The sequence below is a fragment of the Dyella telluris genome (genome assembly GCF_014297575.1).
In the GTDB taxonomy this organism is placed as follows: Bacteria; Pseudomonadota; Gammaproteobacteria; order Xanthomonadales; family Rhodanobacteraceae; genus Dyella; species Dyella telluris.
The window spans coordinates 3,855,496-3,873,530 of sequence record NZ_CP060412.1; the positions used below are offsets into that span (position 1 = coordinate 3,855,496).

13 protein-coding genes are annotated in these 18,035 nt (G+C 64.8%); 6 read left to right on the plus strand and 7 right to left on the minus strand.

Annotated features, from left to right (window positions below):
* Nucleotides 1-62: 62 nt before the first annotated feature.
* A complete protein-coding gene (locus tag H8F01_RS16885) occupies nt 63-203 on the minus strand; it encodes a hypothetical protein (RefSeq protein ID WP_187056217.1) in 141 nt (46 codons plus the stop codon).
* 87 nt (nt 204-290) lie between these two features.
* On the opposite strand from H8F01_RS16885, the gene H8F01_RS16890 reads away from it, so the two are divergent.
* Both H8F01_RS16890 and H8F01_RS16895 read left to right on the plus strand, forming a co-directional pair.
* On the plus strand, nt 291-1,052 hold the full coding sequence (locus H8F01_RS16890) for an NAD kinase (RefSeq protein WP_187056218.1): 762 nt from the start codon (nt 291-293) through the stop codon (nt 1,050-1,052).
* Nucleotides 1,053-1,188: 136 nt separating this feature from the next.
* Nucleotides 1,189-2,118 carry a 5'-nucleotidase gene (locus H8F01_RS16895; protein WP_187056219.1) on the plus strand — a complete coding sequence of 310 codons (930 nt, stop codon included), beginning with the start codon at nt 1,189-1,191 and terminating at the stop codon, nt 2,116-2,118.
* 108 nt (nt 2,119-2,226) lie between these two features.
* Here the strand turns inward: H8F01_RS16895 and H8F01_RS16900 are convergent, their stop codons facing one another.
* From H8F01_RS16900 to H8F01_RS16920, 5 genes are all read right to left on the minus strand, one after another.
* On the minus strand, nt 2,227-3,105 hold the full coding sequence (locus tag H8F01_RS16900) for an aldo/keto reductase (RefSeq protein WP_187056220.1): 879 nt from the start codon (nt 3,103-3,105) through the stop codon (nt 2,227-2,229).
* A gap of 1,216 nt (nt 3,106-4,321) precedes the next feature.
* On the minus strand, nt 4,322-5,788 hold the full coding sequence (locus H8F01_RS16905) for an efflux transporter outer membrane subunit (RefSeq protein ID WP_187056221.1): 1,467 nt from the start codon (nt 5,786-5,788) through the stop codon (nt 4,322-4,324).
* Complete coding sequence (locus tag H8F01_RS16910; RefSeq protein ID WP_187056222.1) at nt 5,785-9,072, minus strand: efflux RND transporter permease subunit; 3,288 nt, start codon at nt 9,070-9,072, stop codon at nt 5,785-5,787. Before H8F01_RS16910 ends, H8F01_RS16905 begins: the two co-directional genes overlap by 4 nt.
* Nucleotides 9,069-12,176, minus strand: coding sequence for an efflux RND transporter permease subunit (locus H8F01_RS16915; protein WP_187056223.1), 3,108 nt, complete (start codon nt 12,174-12,176; stop codon nt 9,069-9,071). The genes H8F01_RS16910 and H8F01_RS16915 overlap by 4 nt, the downstream gene beginning before the upstream one ends.
* 19 nt (nt 12,177-12,195) lie before the next feature.
* The gene (locus H8F01_RS16920; RefSeq protein WP_238481028.1) at nt 12,196-13,365 is read right to left on the minus strand and encodes an efflux RND transporter periplasmic adaptor subunit; all 1,170 of its coding nucleotides are present in this window, start codon (nt 13,363-13,365) and stop codon (nt 12,196-12,198) included.
* Nucleotides 13,366-13,865: 500 nt separating this feature from the next.
* Here H8F01_RS16920 and H8F01_RS16925 point away from each other — a divergent pair, with 500 nt between their 5' ends.
* Nucleotides 13,866-14,477, plus strand: a complete 612-nt coding sequence (locus H8F01_RS16925; RefSeq protein WP_187056225.1) for a hypothetical protein — start codon at nt 13,866-13,868, stop codon at nt 14,475-14,477.
* Nucleotides 14,478-14,529: 52 nt separating this feature from the next.
* Here the strand turns inward: H8F01_RS16925 and H8F01_RS16930 are convergent, their stop codons facing one another.
* Complete coding sequence (locus H8F01_RS16930) at nt 14,530-15,405, minus strand: DMT family transporter (RefSeq protein WP_187056226.1); 876 nt, start codon at nt 15,403-15,405, stop codon at nt 14,530-14,532.
* Nucleotides 15,406-15,679: 274 nt separating this feature from the next.
* Here H8F01_RS16930 and H8F01_RS16935 point away from each other — a divergent pair, with 274 nt between their 5' ends.
* From H8F01_RS16935 to H8F01_RS16945, 3 genes are all read left to right on the plus strand, one after another.
* On the plus strand, nt 15,680-16,849 hold the full coding sequence (locus H8F01_RS16935) for an acyl-CoA dehydrogenase family protein (protein WP_187056227.1): 1,170 nt from the start codon (nt 15,680-15,682) through the stop codon (nt 16,847-16,849).
* Between the two features lie 147 nt (nt 16,850-16,996).
* Complete coding sequence (locus H8F01_RS16940; protein ID WP_187056228.1) at nt 16,997-17,536, plus strand: GNAT family N-acetyltransferase; 540 nt, start codon at nt 16,997-16,999, stop codon at nt 17,534-17,536.
* Nucleotides 17,533-18,027 (plus strand): nucleotidyltransferase family protein, encoded by a 495-nt coding sequence (locus H8F01_RS16945; RefSeq protein WP_187056229.1) that lies wholly within the window; start codon nt 17,533-17,535, stop codon nt 18,025-18,027. The genes H8F01_RS16940 and H8F01_RS16945 overlap by 4 nt, the downstream gene beginning before the upstream one ends.
* Nucleotides 18,028-18,035 lie beyond the last annotated feature (8 nt).

Here is an 18,035-nt window from a genome sequence, read left to right on the forward strand (position 1 = left end):
GCAGGAAGTAAACGCAAGGGGCGGTGCCATGCACCGCCCCTTTTTCGTTTCAGATAATCGCTTCAGGAGCTGGCAACCTCGCGCCAGGGCGTGATGCCGATGTCCTGAAAGAACACGTCGTCACGGGTGGCGCGGCTCAGGAAACGCTCCAGCAGCAGGCCCTGTGCTTCGGCGCCGCCAGGCTGCCAGTTCCGCGCTGGCATGGCGAAGGGCGATAGGCACACTGGCATGGCGGCAGGGTGGGGCTGCTATGCTCAGGCGACCTTCCGGCCGGCCGATGACCACGACCCATGCGCTTCGCCTTCGTCGCCAGCGAAACCAACGTTGCCCAGCAGGCTCGTCGAAAGCTCGTCGATCGCTACGGCGATGAGGCACCCGAACAGGCCGACGTCATCGTGGCCCTGGGTGGCGACGGCTTCATGCTGCGCACCCTGCATGCCTACCGCGCCCTGCCGGCACCGGTTTACGGGATGAAGCTGGGCCGCGTCGGCTTCCTGATGAACAAGCATCGGCTGGACGAGCTGGAAGACCGCATTTCGCGCGCGCATGCCGCCGTGCTCTATCCGTTGGAAATGCGCACCGTCGACGCGCGCGGCGAGGTGCACGATGCGCTGGCCTTCAACGAGGTCTCGCTGCTGCGCCAGAGCAACCAGGCCGCGCACCTGGAAGTAAAGCTCAACGACACGGTGAAACTGCAAAACCTGGTGTGCGACGGCATCCTGGTGTCCACGCCGGCCGGCTCCACGGCGTACAACCTTTCCGCGCATGGTCCCATCCTGCCGCTGGACGCCAATGTGCTGGCGCTCACCCCGATCAGCCCGTTCCGCCCGCGTCGCTGGCGTGGCGCGATCCTGCCGCACCGCACGCTGGTGACCCTGCGCATCCTCGATCCGGGCAAGCGCCCGGTAAGCGCCACGGCGGATTATCACGAGGTGCGCGACATCCGCGAAGTGGAAATCCGCCAGTCGGGCGGTCAGGGTGTACGCCTGCTGTTCGATCCGGAACACAATCTGGAACAGCGCATTCTTGACGAGCAGTTCGCGCAGGACTGAAGGGCAGGAGTGAGGAAATGGGCAGGAGTGAGAAAAATAGACGTGAGAAGTGAGAGAAACGCCGGTGATCCGGAGCGTTTCTCTCACTGCTCACTCCACTTAACTCACTTCTAGCCGTTTGCGCTAAATTGCTCCCATGACCCGCGCCACGACCGACGCCCACGACCCCAACGCCGCCAGCGACAATCGCCTGGTCGTCGCCATTTCCTCGCGTGCCCTGTTTGACCTGGGGGACAGCCATGAGTTGTTCGAGCAGCAGGGGCTGGATGCCTATCGTTCGTTCCAGATCGACCACGAGAACGAGATACTCAAGCCCGGCGTGGCGTTTCCACTGGTGCAGAAGCTGCTGGATCTGAACAAGCTGGCCGGCGACGTGCCGCCGGTCGAGGTGATCCTGCTGTCGCGCAACTCGGGCGACACCGGCCTGCGCATCTTCAACGCGATCCAGCATTACGGGCTGGAGATCAGCCGCGCAGCCTTTACCAGTGGCGCGCCAACCTCCGACTACATCGCGCCATTCAAGGCCGACCTGTTCCTCTCCGCCAACGCCGAGGATGTAGGTCGCGCGCTCGCGGCAGGCGTGGCCGCTGCCACCATCCTGCCTTCCACCGCGCCGCCGCGCGCCACCGAGCAGCTGCGTATCGCGTTCGATGGCGATGCAGTGATCTTTGGTGACGAGGGCGAACGTGTATCGCGCGAAGAGGGGCTGGAAGCCTTCCATCGCAGCGAGCGTGAGTTGGTCAATGAACCGCTGTCCGTGGGCCCGTTCCGCGGCTTCCTCTCCGCCGTGCATCGCTTGCAGGCAGCGTTTCCGGCGGAAGACTCACCCATCCGTACCGCCTTGGTCACCGCGCGTTCGGCACCTGCGCACAAGCGCGTGATCCTGACGCTGCGGCGCTGGGGTGTGCGCATCGACGAAGCCCTGTTCCTGGGCGGCCGCGACAAGGGGCCGTTCCTCGATGCCTTCGGTGCCGACATCTTCTTCGACGACTCCCCGGCCAACGTGGAATCGGCGCGCAAGCATGTGGCGACCGGTCATGTGCCGCATGGCGTGAGCAACCGCTAAGGCGAGAACCCCTTGTAGGAGCGCACCCTGTGCGCGACCCACGCTTGTAGCTCCCCGCCAGGACCGAGTCGCGCACAGGGTGCGCTCCTACAGCGGGTATCGGTTCCGTCAGGGAACCGAATGGCCCTTGCCGGCGGTCCAGATCGCGTACCAGTCTTCCGCTTCGAGCTTCACGTCCAGGGCCGCGACCGCTTCGCGCAGGCCGTCGATGCGGCCCGTGCCGGTGATCACGTGGGGGCGCGAGGGATGGCGCAAGGCCCATGCGAACGCCAGCGTGGTCAGGCTGATGCCGTAGCTATGGGCGATGGCCGTCATGTCGGCACGCACGCGCAGCGACTGAGCGTCGTCACCGGTGAAAAGGCGCCCGCCACCCAGCGGTGACCAGATCATCGGGCGCAGGCCCAGCTGCTGTGCCTGATCCAGCGTGCCGTCGTCCAGCGCATCCATCTGCAGCGGCGACAGCTCTACCTGATTGGTGAGCAGGGGATGCTGCTGGTTGAGCAGCGCGAACTGGCTGGTGGTGTGGTTGGACACACCCCAATGCGCCACCTTGCCCTCACGCGTGAGCGTGGCGAAAGTGTCGGCCAGTGCGGCTGCATCCATCAGGTAATCAGGACGATGGATCAGCACCAGATCCAGCTGATCGGTATGCAGGTTGCGCAGCGACTGCTCGACCTGCGTGCGGACGTAGGTGGCCGAGGTGTCGTAGTAGTTGATGCGGTAGGGGCGCTGCGCGGAACGCAGGCGGATGCCGCACTTGGTGACCAGCTGCATCTGTCCGCGCAGCGATGGCGCCGCCTTCAGTGCTTCGCCGAACTGCGCTTCCGCCTGGTAATCGCCGTAGATGTCCGCGTGATCGAACGAGGTGATGCCCAACTCCAGCGCCTGCTCGATCCAGCGCACCCGCTCCTGCACGCTGAGCTGCCAGCTGACGATGCGCCAGAGGCCGGCGACGATGGGGGAGAGGGTGAGGGGAGAGGTTGTCATGGGGGGTATTGGCGTTGGCGGATGGGGAAGTTTGCCTTGGGTGTGGGGTGGGCGCCAGTTGTCTGGGGGGGGTGTTGGTAAGGGGTGGGTGCTAGCTCACGGTTACGTAAGAACCGTCATTCCTGCGGAGGCAGGAGGGGCTTTTTAACCGCCGTAGGGCGGGTCATCCAGTTTGGCCTCTGGTCTCGCGCGTGCCCGCGATCGGGCCGCTTACGCAGCGGAGGCGTTTCGACCTCCTGCCGGAGGCCGAGTCACTTTTCTTTGCTGGCCCAAAGAAAAGTAACCCAAAGAAATGGCCTTAAAGGCTGGCAGCATGCCGATGGGATAAGCCCGAGCGGCTGAGGAACGGTGTTGCTTGGCAACCTCCGCCTCTACACAGCGAGTACAACAAAGCGCTTCGCAACGCGCCCAAGCGCTGAGGGCTTAACGCGGAGCGTCGTGCCGCTTCGCGGCACCTCCTTCCTTGCCCCTAGGGTGTTCACGTTGAACATCCCCTGTCGCTCGTCCTCTCCCGTTCGGGAGAGGACTGGGGTGAGCACGGAGGCGAGAAAGAAACGGGCTTCACACGGTGCGAGAGACCTCTGTAGGAGCGCACCTTGTGCGCGACCGCAGCGCCATGTCGATACCGCTCCGTCAGGTTGTCGCGCACAGGGTGCGCTCCTACAGACAAGCTAGCCGGCACGCGATACGCCGCCGAGACACGACGCAATGTGCAGCGCAGCTGCACGAGCCGTCGGCTCTGTGTTTTTGACCTTCTGACCCCTTGAGCGGCGGTGAGGGGCGGACGACAGGCCCGCAGGGGGATCGGCAAGGATGCCGATCCCTTTTCGACAGGGCAGGACGCCCTGTCGAAAAGCCCGGCCGACCCTCACGGACTGGCCGGCTTTGCCGGCCAGCGCCGCGATGGGGTGCTCTTTCTTTTGGTTACTTTTGACGCGAAGCTAATCCCCGTGGGACTTTGAGCAAGCAAAGAAAAGTGACCCGGCCTCCGGCAGGAGGTCGGAACGCCCGCTGCGTAAGCGGCCAGGTCGCGGTATCACCGCAACCGAAGGCACAGAGCATAGGCGCTGGTTGACCAGCCTTGCAGCTGTTGAAACGCGCCTCCGGCTTCGCCGTGGATGACGACTCCGATGAACCGCGCGCCAGGAAAAAGCTACAGGCACAGCACAGGACTCCCAGTTAGAGCACACCAACCCTCAACACCCCTCAAACCAGATCACGGCGATCCCTTCCCCGGCCCCACCGCCACCGCCCCATGCCCCAACTCCTCCGCCGACCACCCACCCCCCAGATCTCCAATCAACGACACCGCATCCAGCAACCTCTGCTGCTGGACATTCAACGCATCCTGCTCGGTACTCAGCTGCGTCGTCTGCGCCACCGCCGCCGTCGTGTAATCCACCGTGCCTGCGTTGTATTCGTTAAAGGCGATCTCCGCGCCACGCGTGGCGTCTTTCACGGCGGCATCCAGCACCTGCGCCTGCTGCGCCAGTATCCGCACGCCTGACAGATCATCCTCCACGTTCTGGAAGGCGGTGAGTACGGTGCCGCGGTAGTTGGCGACGGCGGCTTCGTAGTTGGCGCGGGCGGCGGCGACCTGCCCATGGCGGGCACCGGCGTCGAAGATTGTCTCGCTGACATCGGCGCCGAGTGACCACACGTGATTGGCTACGTGCAGCAGGCCGGCCAGTGGCGACTGCGAAAAACCTTCGGCTCCCGATAGCGAGATGGATGGGTAGTAGGCGGCGATGGCAACACCGATGGCGGCATTGGCCGAGGCCATCTGGCGTTCTGCCACGGCGATGTCGGGGCGTCGCTGCAGGAGTGTGGAGGGCACGCCGGTGGGTACCTGTGGCAGTGTGGGCAACGTGGCGTTGTGGGGAATATCGAGTTCTTCGGGGTTCTTGCCGACCAGCACGGCGATGGCGTGCACGTACTGCTCGCGTGACACACCCAGCGCAATCAGCTTGGATTGAGCGCTTTCCAGCTGGGTGCGCGCGGTGATCACGTCGGAGGGCGCCACGGTGCCGGCCTTGCCCTGGTTGTCGACCACGCGCAGGTACTCCTTGTACGCGTCGACAGTCTTCTGCAGCAGGTCGATGTTGGCATCGGTGACGCGCAGATCGATCGCGGCGGTAGCCAGTGCGGTCTGTTCGGACAGCGTGGCGTTGGCCAGGGTGGCCTGGCTGGCCTGCGCGGTAGCCTTGTTCTCCTCCACGGTGCGGCGAACCTTGCCCCACAGGTCTGGCGCCCAGCTTACGTTGCCCTCCAGCGAACCAGATGTACTTACCGGGCTGAGGTGCTCCACTCCGCTGCCGGCATTGCCCGCGGCGGAGCGCTGCTTGCTGGCGCTGCCGCCGAGGCCGATGGTGGGGAACAGCGCGCTGCGCGCTACCTGCACGTCGGCCATGGCGGCCTGGTAGTTGGCGTAGCTCTTGGCCACGGTCTGGTTGGATACCGCGACCTGCGGTTCCAGTTCATCGATCAGCGGATCGTTGAACGCCTTCCACCAGTCGCCCTTGGGTGCGTCGTCTGAGGGCGTTGCCGCGGTCCAGCCGGGCAGTTCCTTGTACTGCGGCGGCGCGCTGACCTCGGGGCGATGGTAGTCCGGCCCCACCATGCAGCCGCCGAGCACCATCGTCATCGACACGGCCAGGACGTTTCGAAGGGATGTCTTGTTCATGCGCTTGCGTCCGATCGGTTCCACGGCAGACTTTCAGACCACCGCGCAAGCCGTGCGCGCAGGCGGTCGAGGTAGAGGTAGATCACCGGCGTGGTGTACAGGGTGAACACCTGACTGAGGATCAGGCCACCCATCACGGTGATGCCCAGCGGCTGGCGCAACGAAGCGCCCTGGCCAATGCCGATGGCCAGCGGCACGGCACCAAGCACGGCGGCGGCCGTGGTCATCATGATCGGGCGCAGTCGCACCACGGCTGCGTCATGGATGGCCTTGCGCGGTTCCATGCCCTCGTCGCGCTGCAGGTGGATGGCCACGTCGATCATCATGATGGCGTTCTTCTTCACGATGCCGATCAGCAGGATGATGCCGATCAGCGCGATCACCGAGAACGGCGTGCCGAAGATCAGCAAGGCCAGCGTGGCGCCGATACCTGCCGACGGCAGGGTGGAGAGGATGGTGATGGGGTGCACGGTGTTCTCATAAAGAATGCCCAGCACGATATAGACGGCCGCCAGTGCCGCGAGAATCAGCAAGGGCATGGTGCCCATCGACTGGGCATACACCTGCGCTGCACCCGCCGACGCACCGTGGATGGACGCCGGCATGCCCAGTTCCTGCCCGGCTTCGTTGATGGCGGCAAGGGCATTGCTCAGCGAGCCGCCGGGCGGCAGGTTGAACGAGATGGTGCCGGCCACCAGGCCGCCCTGGTGGTTCACCTGGGTAGCCGTGTGGTTGGTGATGTACGAGGCGAGCGCAGGGAACGGCACCATGGTCTCTTCCGCCGTGCTGTCCGCACTGCCGCTGGAGCTGCCGCCCTTGGCATTGGAGATGGCATTGGTCAGCTGGTTGGCCTCGGCATCGGCGTTGCGCGAGTTGGTGGTCGTGCTGGTGGCGCTGGTGGACGTGGTGCCGCTCACCAGCGATTTTGACATCTGCGTCTGCGCGGTGCCGGTGGGGTTGCCGGCCGCGGTGCTGAAGCGGATGCGCTCGATGGACTGCGGGTACTGCCAGTACTTCGGCGCCACTTCCATCACCACGAAGTACTGGTTGAGCTGGTTGTAGATGGTGGAGACCGTGCGCTGGCCGAAGGCGTCGTAGAGCACGCTGTCGACCTGGTTGGGTGCGAAGCCGTAGCGCGCCGCGGTGGAGCGATCCATGTTCACGTACATCTGCAGGCCGTTCTGCTGCAGGTCGGAATTCACGTCGGTGATGCGGTCGTGGTACTTGCCCAGTGCGGTGATCAGCTTCGGTACCCAGGTATAGAGCGCTTCGGGATCATCGCTGGTCAGCGTGTACTGGTATTCGGAAGCCGACTGCCGCCCGCCGATGTGCAGGTCCTGCGCGGCCTGCAGGAACAGCTTGGCGCCGGACACCGCATTGAGGTGGGGGCGCAGGCGGTCGACCACCTGCGCGGCGGAGAGCTTGCGCTCGGCCAGCGGCTTCAGTTCGATGAACACGTTGGCGCTGTTGAGTGCGCGACCGCCAGTGAAACCCGCCACCGAGGCGACGGCGGGGTCCTTCTGCACGATGTCCTGCAGCTGGGCGAGCTTCTTCTCCATCGCCTGGAACGAGATGCTCTGGTCCGCGATGATCTGGCCCATCAGGATGCCGTTGTCCTGTTCGGGAAAGAACGTGGAAGGCACCAGCCGGAACAGCAGGACGTTCAACACGATCAGGCCGGCCAGCGTCAGGATCATCGCGAAGGCATGGTCCAGCACCAGCGCGAGCGAACGCGAATAAGCCTGGCGGAATCGCTCGAACTGGCGCTCGTACCACACGGCCCAGCGGGCCTTTGAGTGCAGTGCCTTGCGGCTCAGCACGTAGGCCGCCATGGTGGGCGTGACGGTAAGCGAGATCACCAGCGACAGCAGGATGGCGATGGACAGCGTCATCGCGAACTCGTGGAAGAGCAGGCCCACGATGCCCGGCATCAGCAGGATGGGCAGGAACACGGCGATCAGCGACAGGCTCATCGAGATCACCGTGAAGCCAACCTCGGCGCTGCCGACCATGGCCGCTTCGTGCACCTCCATGCCCGCTTCCACGTGGCGCACGATGTTTTCCAGCACCACCACGGCATCGTCCACCACGAAGCCGGTTCCGATGGTCAAGGCCATCAACGACAGGTTGTCGATGCTGTAGCCCAGCAGGTACATCGGCCCGAAGGTGCCCACGATGGACAACGGCAGCGCCACCGCGGGCACCAGCACCGCGCGTGGCGACTGCAGGAACACGAAGACCACGCCGATCACCAGCAGCACCGCGATGAACAGCGTGCGCTCCGTGTCGCCCACCGCCGCGTTCACCGACTGCGAGCGATCCACCGCCACGCCGACATGGACGTTGTGGGGCAGGGTGGCCTCGATCGAAGGCAGCGATTTCCGGATCTGCGCCACCGTCTTGACGATGTTGCTGCCTGGCAGCGGATAGACGATGACCAGCACGGCATCGTGGCCGTTGTAGAGGCCGGCATTGCGGATGTTTTCGGCAGAGTCCAGCACCTGTGCCACGTCGCGCAGTTGTACGGGAGCGCCATTGCGATAGGCGACGACCAGGTCGCGATAGGGAGCGGCTTTGCTGATCTGATCGTTGGACTCCACTTCGTAGCGCACGCCGTTCTGGTCGATGTGGCCCTTGACGCTGTCTGCGTTGGCGGCGCTGATGGCCGCGCGCACGTCTTCCAGGCCGATGCCGTAGCTGTTGAGCTGGTCCGGCTCCAGTTCCACGCGCACCGAGGGCAGGGCACTGCCGCCCAGCGTGATCTGGCCCACGCCATCCACCTGCGACAGCTGTTGCTGGATCACCGAGTCCGCCGAGTCGTAAAGCTGCGCACGGGTGAGCGTCTTCGAGGTCAGCGCCAGCACCATGATGGGCGAGTCGGACGGGTTGTACTCGCGATAGGTCGGGTTGTTGCGCAGCGTGGTCGGCAGGTCGGCGCGCGCGGCCTGGATGGCGGCCTGCACGTCGCGCGCGGCGCCGTTGATGTCGCGATTGAGGCCGAACTGGATCACGATGCGCGCCGAGCCGACCGTGCTTTCCGATGTGAGCTCGGTCACGTCGGCAATCGTGCCCAGCCGTCGCTCCAGCGGCTCGGCCACCGTGGATGCCATGATGCTGGGGCTGGCGCCGGCCATGCTTGCCTGCACCACCACCACCGGGAAGGTGATGTTGGGGAGTGGCGCCACCGGCAGGTGGAAATAGGAGAGGGCACCCGACAGCAATATCGCCACGGCCAGCAGCGTGGTCGCCACGGGTCGCTTGATGAAGGCGCCCGGGATGTTCACGCCGTTTCCCCCGCGGCCACCTCAGGACGCTTGCGGCCAAAGCGTTGCGCGAGGCGATCGAAATACAGGTAGATCACCGGCGTGGTGAACAGCGTGAGCAATTGGCTCAGCAGCAGGCCGCCGATGATGGCCAGGCCCAGCGGGCGTCGCAGTTCCGAACCGGTGCCGGTGCCCAGCAGCATCGGCATGGCACCCAGCATGGCGGCCAGCGTGGTCATCAGGATCGGGCGGAAGCGCAGCAGCGATGCTTCGAAGATGGCCTCTTCAGCCGGCTTGCCTTCCACGCGCTCGGCTTCAAGCGCGAAGTCCACGATCATGATCGCGTTCTTCTTGACGATGCCGATGAGCAGCACGATGCCGATGATGCCGATCACGTCCAGGTCGCTGCCGGCGATCATCAGTGCCAGCAGGGCGCCGATGCCCGCGGAGGGCAGGGTGGAGAGAATCGTCACCGGGTGGATGAAGCTCTCGTAGAGCACGCCCAACACGATGTACACCGCCACCAGTGCTGCAATCAGCAGGTAGACCTCGCTGGACAGCGAATCCTGGAAGGCCTGTGCCGCACCCTGGAACGAGGAGGTGATCGAACTGGGCAAGTGCATGGCCTGCTCGGCATCGTTCACCTCCTGCACGGCCTTGCTCAGCGAGGCATCCTTGGCCAGGTTGAACGACACGGTGACGGACGGGAACTGCGCGAGGTGGCTGATCACCAGCGGTGACTTGGTGATCTGGATGTTGGCGATGCCCTTGAGCGGCACCTGGCCGCTGCTGGCGGTCTGGCTGGGCAGGTACAGGTCACCCAGCGATTCCACGGTGGGAAGGCTCTCCGGCTTGGCCACCAGGATCACGCGGTACTGGCTGGCCTGTTCGAAGATGGTGGATACGATGCGCTGGCCCAGCGTGTCGTAGAGCGCGTTGTCGATAGTGGCAGCGGTAATGCCGTAGCGCGCCGCAAGCTGGCGGTTCACGTCCACGTTGACTGCCATGCCGTCGTTGTTGAGGTCGCTGGTGACGTCGGTGATGGACTTGATGGTCTTCATCCGCGAGATCAGCTCGGGCACCACCTGCTGGAAGGCCTGCTGGTTCGGTCCGCGCAATACGAACTGGTACTGGTTCGGCGAGATGGTGGTGTCCAGCGTCAGGTCCTGCTCGGGCTGCATGTACAGCCGGATGCCCGCAATGGTCGCGGTTTCCTGCTGGATACGGCGGGCGATTTCCTCGGCGGTGGACGAGCGCTCGTCGCGCGGCTTCAGGTTGATCAGGAAGCGGCCGTTGTTGAGCGTGGTGTTGGTGCCGTCGATGCCCACGGAAGAAGTGAGGCTGGCGACGTCCTGGTCCTTGAGAATGGTATCGGCCAGCAGCTTCTGGCGATCGACCATGGCGCCGTACGACACGGAGTTGTCTGCGATGCTGATGCCCTGCAGCACGCCTACGTCCTGCACCGGGAACAGACCCTTGGGGATCACCATGTACAACACGATGGTGAGCGCGAGGGTGGCGAAGAACACCAGCAGGGTGGCGCCCTGATGTGCCATCACGACATGCAGCCCGCGCTTGTACGCCGCCAGCGTCTTGTCGAAAAGCGCCTCGCTGACGCGTTCGAAGCGGCTGGGGTGGCGATCCGCCTGCGCCTTGAGGATGCGCGCGCACAGCATCGGCACCAGGGTCAGCGAGACCACGGCGGACAGCACGATGGTCACGGCCAGCGTCACCGCGAACTCGCTGAACAGGCGGCCGATCACGCCACCCATGAACAGCAGCGGGATCAGCACTGCGATCAGTGACACGGTCAGCGACACGATGGTGAAACCGATCTGGCCCGCGCCTTCCAGCGCGGCTTCCAGCGGTGTGCGGCCTTCCTCCAGGTAACGCACGATGTTCTCGATCATCACGATCGAGTCGTCCACCACGAAGCCGGTGGCGATGATCAGCGCCATCAGCGACAGGTTGTCGATGGAGTAGTTGAGCTCGTACATCAATGCCAGCGTGCCGATAAGCGACACCGGCACGGAAATGCTGGGGATAAGCGTGGCGGGCACGTTGCGCAGGAACACGAAGATCACCAGCACCACCAGCACCACGGCCAGGATCAGCTCGAACGCCGCGTCGCTGACCGACGAGCGGATCACGCCGGTACTGTCGTTGACCACCTGCACCTTCATGCCGGCCGGTAGCGTGGACTCCAGCTGCGGCAGCTGCGCCATGATCTGGTTGACGGTGGCAATGACGTTGGCGCCCGGCTGGCGCTGCACGTTCAGCACGATGGCCTGGGTCTTGTTGAACCACGCTCCCTGTTCGGTGTTCTGCGCCGCCTGGGTAACGCGCGCCACGTCGCGCATGTAGACCGGTGCGCCGTTCTGGTAGGAGATGACGGTGTCCAGGTAATCCTGCGGATTGGTGATCTGGTCGTTCCCGTTGATGGTGTAGTCGAGGTCCGGTCCGTCGATGTTGCCCTTGGGCTGGCTCACGTTGACGTTGGCGATCAGCGAGCGGAGGTCGTCGATATTGAGCCCGTAGCCCGCCAGCTTCTTGGGGTCTGCCTCGATGCGGATGGCCGGCACATTGCCGCCCGCCGGTGTCACCAGGCCAACGCCGGGCACCTGCGAGATCTTCGCGCCCAGGCGGTTGTTCGCCACGTCCTGCAGCTGCGGCAGCGACATCGAGTTGGACGTGACTGCCAGTGTGAGGATGGGGCTGTCGGCCGGGTTCACCTTCGCATAGGTCGGCGGGGCAGGCAGGCCGGAGGGCAGCAGGCTGTTGGCGGCGTTGATGGCCTCCTGCACGTTCTGTTCGGCCACGTCCAGGTTCAGCGCCAGATTGAACTGCAACGTGATCACCGAGGCGCCGGCCGAGCTGTTCGACGTCATCTGCTGCAGGCCGGGAATCTGGCCGAGCTGCACTTCCAGCGGCGCGGTGACCGTGGTCGCCATCACCGAGGGACTCGCGCCCGGATAGAACGTCTGCACCTGGATCGTCGGGTAATCCACGTTGGGCAGCGACGACACCGGCAGGAAGCGCATCGCGACCAGGCCCACCATCACCAGCGCGATCATCAGCAGCGAGGTGGCCACCGGCCTGAGTACGAACAGGCGGGAAATATTCATTGGATCGCGCGCCTGCGACTCACGACGAAGTATTGGCGGCCGCGCCGTGCGCGCGCTTGCCACCATGCGCGGCGGGTGTGGCGCCCGTGCTGGCGGCGCCGGCCGGTTGCGCTTGTGCCACGCGGATCTTTGCGCCGTCGCTCAGGCGGTCCATGCCATCGGTAACCACCTGCTGGCCGGCATCAAGCCCGGCGAGAATGGCAGTGAACTGGCCATCGCTGGGGCCTGGCGTCACCTTGTGCACCGACACCGTCTGGTCCGCATTGACCAGATAAACGTAATCGCCCGGCGCACCGCTTTGCACCGCGGGCGTGGGCACCAGCACCGCCTGGTGCAGGGTATCGACCAGCATGCGCACGTTGACGAACTCGTTGGGGAACAACGCCTCGTCGTCATTGGCGAACGTGGCGCGGAGCGCGACCGTGCCGGTGCTGGTGGCCATCTGGTTGCTCAGCGCGTACAGCGTGCCGCTGGCGATCTGCCTGCTGTTGTCGCTGGCGTACGCAGCCACCGGCAGCTTCGCGCCGCCGTTCACCCGCTGCAGCACCTTGGCCAGCGAATTCTGCGGCACGGTGAACTGCACCGTGGTCGGCTTCATCTGCGTGATGGTGACGATGCCGGGCGAGGTCGACTGCGTGACGTAGTTGCCGGGATCAACCAGCCGCAGGCCCACCCGACCCGCGACCGGCGCGGTGATGTGGCAGTAGACGAGGTCGAGCTCGTCCTGCGCAACGGCGGCCTTGTCGGCCGCGACGGCGGCCTGCGCCTGTGCCACGGTGAATTTCTGGTCGGTGTAGGTCTGCTCGGCGATGGATTTCTGCTCGTGCAGCTGCGTGTAGCGGGCAAGGTCGGTACGTGCCTGATCAAGCGTGGCCTGGTCCTTCGCCAGCTGCGCCTGTGCCTGCTGCTTGTTGATCTCGTACTGGCGCGGGTCGATCTGCGCGAGGAACTGGCCCTTCTCGACGTCCTGGCCTTCTTGGTAACCCACCGCCGTCAGGTAGCCGCTCAACTGCGGCAGCACGTTGACGGTGGCGACCGGCGTGACCGTGCCCAGCGCGGTCAGCATCTCGGGCATGTCGCCGCGGGTGGCGACGGCGGCACTCACCACCTGTGGGGGCTGCCCTGTCTTCGCCTTCTGCCCGGTGAGGATGTGGACCACCATCAACACCACCAGAAGGACGACGATCACGATCGTGATCCATACACCGCGCTTCCTGCGTGGGTGCCCGGACGTTTGGACAGTGTCGGCACTCATGCACCATCTCCCAGCAACTCAAGTTCACAAGACATGCAGAGGTCACAGCAGCATGACGGTAACGTTCCACCGACCACGCACGGCACAGTGCGTCGTCGACTGGTCTCTAACGATCCGTTGTCCTTGAGGTTGACCCGTCGAAGGGGCACCCGGGTGCGGCTTCCCGGCCGGCCGGGAGGCAGGCATTCACGCTGAAACGTGATGACACAAGCGCTGTCACGGACGAGTGATGCCTCGCGGCATGGCGGGTCCCGTTCATTAAGAAATGTTCATCTGGAACCACGCCGGTGCCCGGCTGCGGCCTGGTTCATCTCGAACGGGGGCACTCGATGCCCCGGTATGCAGGCGAGCGAAGGTTTTGAGATTGCTCCAATAGTTCGAGCATCGACCGTCACAGAAGCTGTGCCCTTTCATTGCGGAAGGGATTCGAGGCCATGAAGACGGTCTGGTCAGTTTGGTTCGTGGGCCTGTTGGGGCTGGCGTGGTGTGCCGGTGTGCAGGCCCAGCGCGTCGTTGATGCGCGTCCGGATCAGTGCAGGGAACCAAGTCATGGATTTTTCTGTTCGGCCGCAAGTCCCGAAGATATCAACGACCTGAAGGATTACATCACGCACCGCTGGCGAAGGGTCAAGGCAACGATTGACGAGGACCGCCGGCGTATGAGGCTGTATCTCGACCCCAACGCGCGCACGGCGTATGACAACGAGTTCAATCCGTCCGTTTCGATTCCCCAATACAAGCAATGTGCCGATTGCGAGGAGTTTGATAACCGCATTACGGAGATCATCGATAACGGCTGCCACGCGTGGAAGGATGGCAGCATTCATTGCTACGTGGAAATACGCTCCGAGTCTGTCCCTGTTCGCCCGGCCAATGCGGCGAAGAAACAATTCGTGAGTCCTGTTTCGTATGAGGAGGTCATCGATCCGGCAGGCAAGCCGGCGATCGCCATCTTCAGTGACGGCACTCAGATACTGGATGACAACCAGCCAAGCATGGCCGATTGCCTGAGAGCCGCAGCGGATGGCGACGGTTGTTCTCGTTGATGAGGCATCCGTGCATGCGTGGAGCGTGCGTCCGCGGAGGGCGCGCGGAGTTTCACACCATGCGCGCGCGTTTCCACCAGCCGGTGACTTTCTCCTCGCGCACCAGCGTGAACAGGCCCGAGCCGAGGATGAGTGCGATGCCGATCAGCATGGGCCAGTCCAGCCGGTCGCCGAACAGCCAGTAGCCGAAGAAGATCGCCCACAGCATCTGGCTGTACTGGGCGGGGGCGACGCGGTTGGCCGGTGCATGGTGCGTGGCCAGCATCAGCAGCACGCCGGCCAGGCCTGCCAGCAGGCCGTAGCCGGCGAGCAACAGCCACTGGTGCAGGTCGGGCCAGATGAAGTGAGGCAGCATCAGCACGCCGCCGCTCACCAGCGGGCCGATGACGCCCGCGCCGTACAGACTTATGCGTTTCTCGTGCGGGCCGGCCATGCGCAGCGCCACCACCGACACGGCGCCCGAAAGGCCACAGGTCATGGCTGCGAGATGCCCCACGCCTAGCGCGCGAAAACCGGGGCGCAACACCACCAGCACGCCGAGGAAACCCACGATCACCGCCGACCAGCGTCGCCAGCCCACGTGTTCCTTCAGGAAAATCACCGACAGCAGGGTCACGAAGATCGGCAGCAGGAAGATCAGCGCGAACGCTTCGGCCATCGGCAGCGCGGTGAAAGCGATCACCGCCGAGATATTGCAGATGGCACCGGTGATGGCGCGTATCCACCACAGGTGCGGCTTCTTTGCCCGGAACACGTCGAGATAGCTGTCCCCCGGACTCCGGATGAAGGGCAGGGCGCTCAGCATCAGCACCGCACCGAAGAACACTGCTTCGTAGGCCGGCAAGGTGCCGTGCAGGGACTTCACGAATGCATCGCTGATCGCATAGGCGGCGTAGCAGGCGAAGCCGAGGAGAACACCTTTGAACATGGACGATCCGGCGGGGGCGACGTGCCCGACCGTCGTGCTGGCGCGTGCCGGGTCCGGCGGCCGCGGCCAGCCCGGGCGGGCGGCATGGCGGTCGGCCCGGACCGGGCAGCAGGGCGACGACGCTGCGGTCCCAGCGGGGCTGGGACGACGGGAAGCTGCATGGTCCCACAGCCCGTCCTGCCCGCCTAGTCCGGCCCTGTTGCACCCCGCCATGACCGCCCCGCCGGGGCCGGCTAGAATGCCGGATTGCCCCCAAAACCACGGAACTTCAAGCATGTCCGCTCGCCTGAACCCCCTCGATCTTTACGACGTACGCTCGATGCTGTCCGACGAAGAGCGCATGGTGCAGGACACCGTCGGCCGCTTTGTCGACGAGCGCGTGCTGCCGATCATCGGGGACTGCTTTGACCAGGGTCGTTTTCCCAAGGAACTGATTCCGGAAATCGCGAGCCTTGGCCTGCTGGGCGCCACCATTCCCGAGAAGTACGGTTGCGCCGGCATGAACGGCGTGAGCTACGGCCTGATCTGCCAGGAGCTGGAGCGCGGCGATTCGGGCCTGCGCAGCTTCGCCTCGGTGCAGAGCTCGCTGTGCATGTACCCCATCTACGCCTACGGCACGGAAGAGCAGAAGATGTACTACCTGCCGAAGATGGCGGCGGGCGAGATCATCGGCTGCTTCGGCCTCACCGAGCCGCACGGCGGCTCCGACCCGGCCAACATGAAGACGCATGCCAAGAAGGACGGCGGCGACTGGGTCATCAATGGCGCCAAGATGTGGATCACCAACGGCAACGTGGCGAACATCGCCATCGTGTGGGCGCAGACGGAAGACGGTATCCAGGGCTTCATCGTGCCGACCGACACGAAGGGGTTCACCGCGCAGGAAGTGCACAAGAAGATGAGCCTGCGCGCGTCGGTGACGTCCGCGCTGTTCTTCGACAACGTGCGCGTGCCGGAAGCCAACCGCCTGCCGAACGTGAAGGGCCTGAAGGGTCCGCTGGGCTGCCTCACGCAGGCCCGCTACGGCATTACGTGGGGCCCGATCGGTGCCGCGCAGGCCTGCCTGCAGGAAGTGCTGAACTACACGCAGGAGCGCATCCTGTTCGGTCGCCCGCTGGCGTCGAACCAGGCCGTGCAGATCAAGATGGCCGAAATGGCCCGCCGCATCACCATGGCGCAGCTGCTCTCGCTGCAGCTCGGTCGCCTGAAGGACGCCGGCAACATGCAGCCCACGCAGGTGTCGCTGGCCAAGTGGAACAACTGCCGCATGGCCATCGACATCGCGCGCGAGTGCCGCGACATCCTCGGCGGCGCGGGCATCACCACCGAACATGTGGCCATCCGCCACGCGCTGAACCTGGAATCGGTCATCACCTATGAAGGCACCGAAACGGTGCATCAGTTGGTGGTGGGGCGTGAGCTGACGGGTATCAACGCGTTCTGAGTTGCGAACTCGGCGGCAGCTTTATGTTCGTCATTCCGGCGAAAGCCGGAATCCAGTGACTTTCGCACGGCCCGAAGGCGCTGGATCCCTGCTTTCGCAGGGATGACGGTGAGGGCGATGGGCCATGAGGTGAAAACCTGCCAACCCATGAACTACCAAGACATCCACATCGAAACCGAACGCCTCATCCTGCGCCCGCCGCAGGCCGAGGACTTCGACGGCTGGGCAGCCAACATGGCCGACGCTGAGTCCGCGCGCTTCATCGGTGGCCAGCAGCCGCGCGCGGTGGCGTGGCGCGGCTTCCTCACCATGGTCGGCTCATGGGCTATCCAGGGCTTCGGCATGTTCTCGGTGATCGAGAAAAGCACGGGGCAGTGGATCGGGCGCATGGGCCCGTGGTTTCCGGAAGGCTGGTCGGGTCGTGAGATCGGCTGGGGCCTGGCGCGGCCGGCCTGGGGCAAGGGCTATGCGCTGGAAGGCGCAACCGCCTGCATGGATTTCGCCTTCGACCATCTCGGCTGGGATGACGTGATCCACAACATCGATCCGGCCAATGCGCCATCGCAGGCGCTGGCCATGAGGCTGGGGTCGCGGTTGCGTGGTCCCGGGCAACTGCCTCCGCCGTTCCAGGATGCGCCTGTGGACATCTGGGGGCAGACCCGCGACGAATGGAAGCGACGCGCATGAGCCATGTCACCCCCGCGCTGTACGCCACGCTGGCCGAGATCGTGCCCGAGCTTCACGTGCACTGCCTGGAACCCTGGTGCCTGATCGGCAGCGCGGCAGCCCTGCTTGCCGGGGCGGATGTCACCGTGGCCGATGTCGATGTGCTGACCTCGCACGACGATGCCGAACGCCTGATGACGGTGTGGAGCGAGCGCCGCGAACCGTTGCACGAACCGGCCGGCGCCGAGCGTTTCCGCTCGCATTTTGCCCGCTTCCGTTTTCCCGGCCTGCCTGTCGAGGTGATGGGTGGGCTGGAGCTCAACCAGGGTGACGGCTGGATGCCGGTGCGGGCAGGACGCCTGACGCTGGCAGGCCTGAACGGCCTGGCCGTGCCGATGCCTTCGGTTGATGACCAGATCCGCATTCTTGAAAGCTTCGGGCGCGAGAAGGATGTGCAGCGGGCGACACTGCTGCGCAGGCTCGCAGCTTCGCCGTTGCGGATCGTGGAGTGAGGCGACCT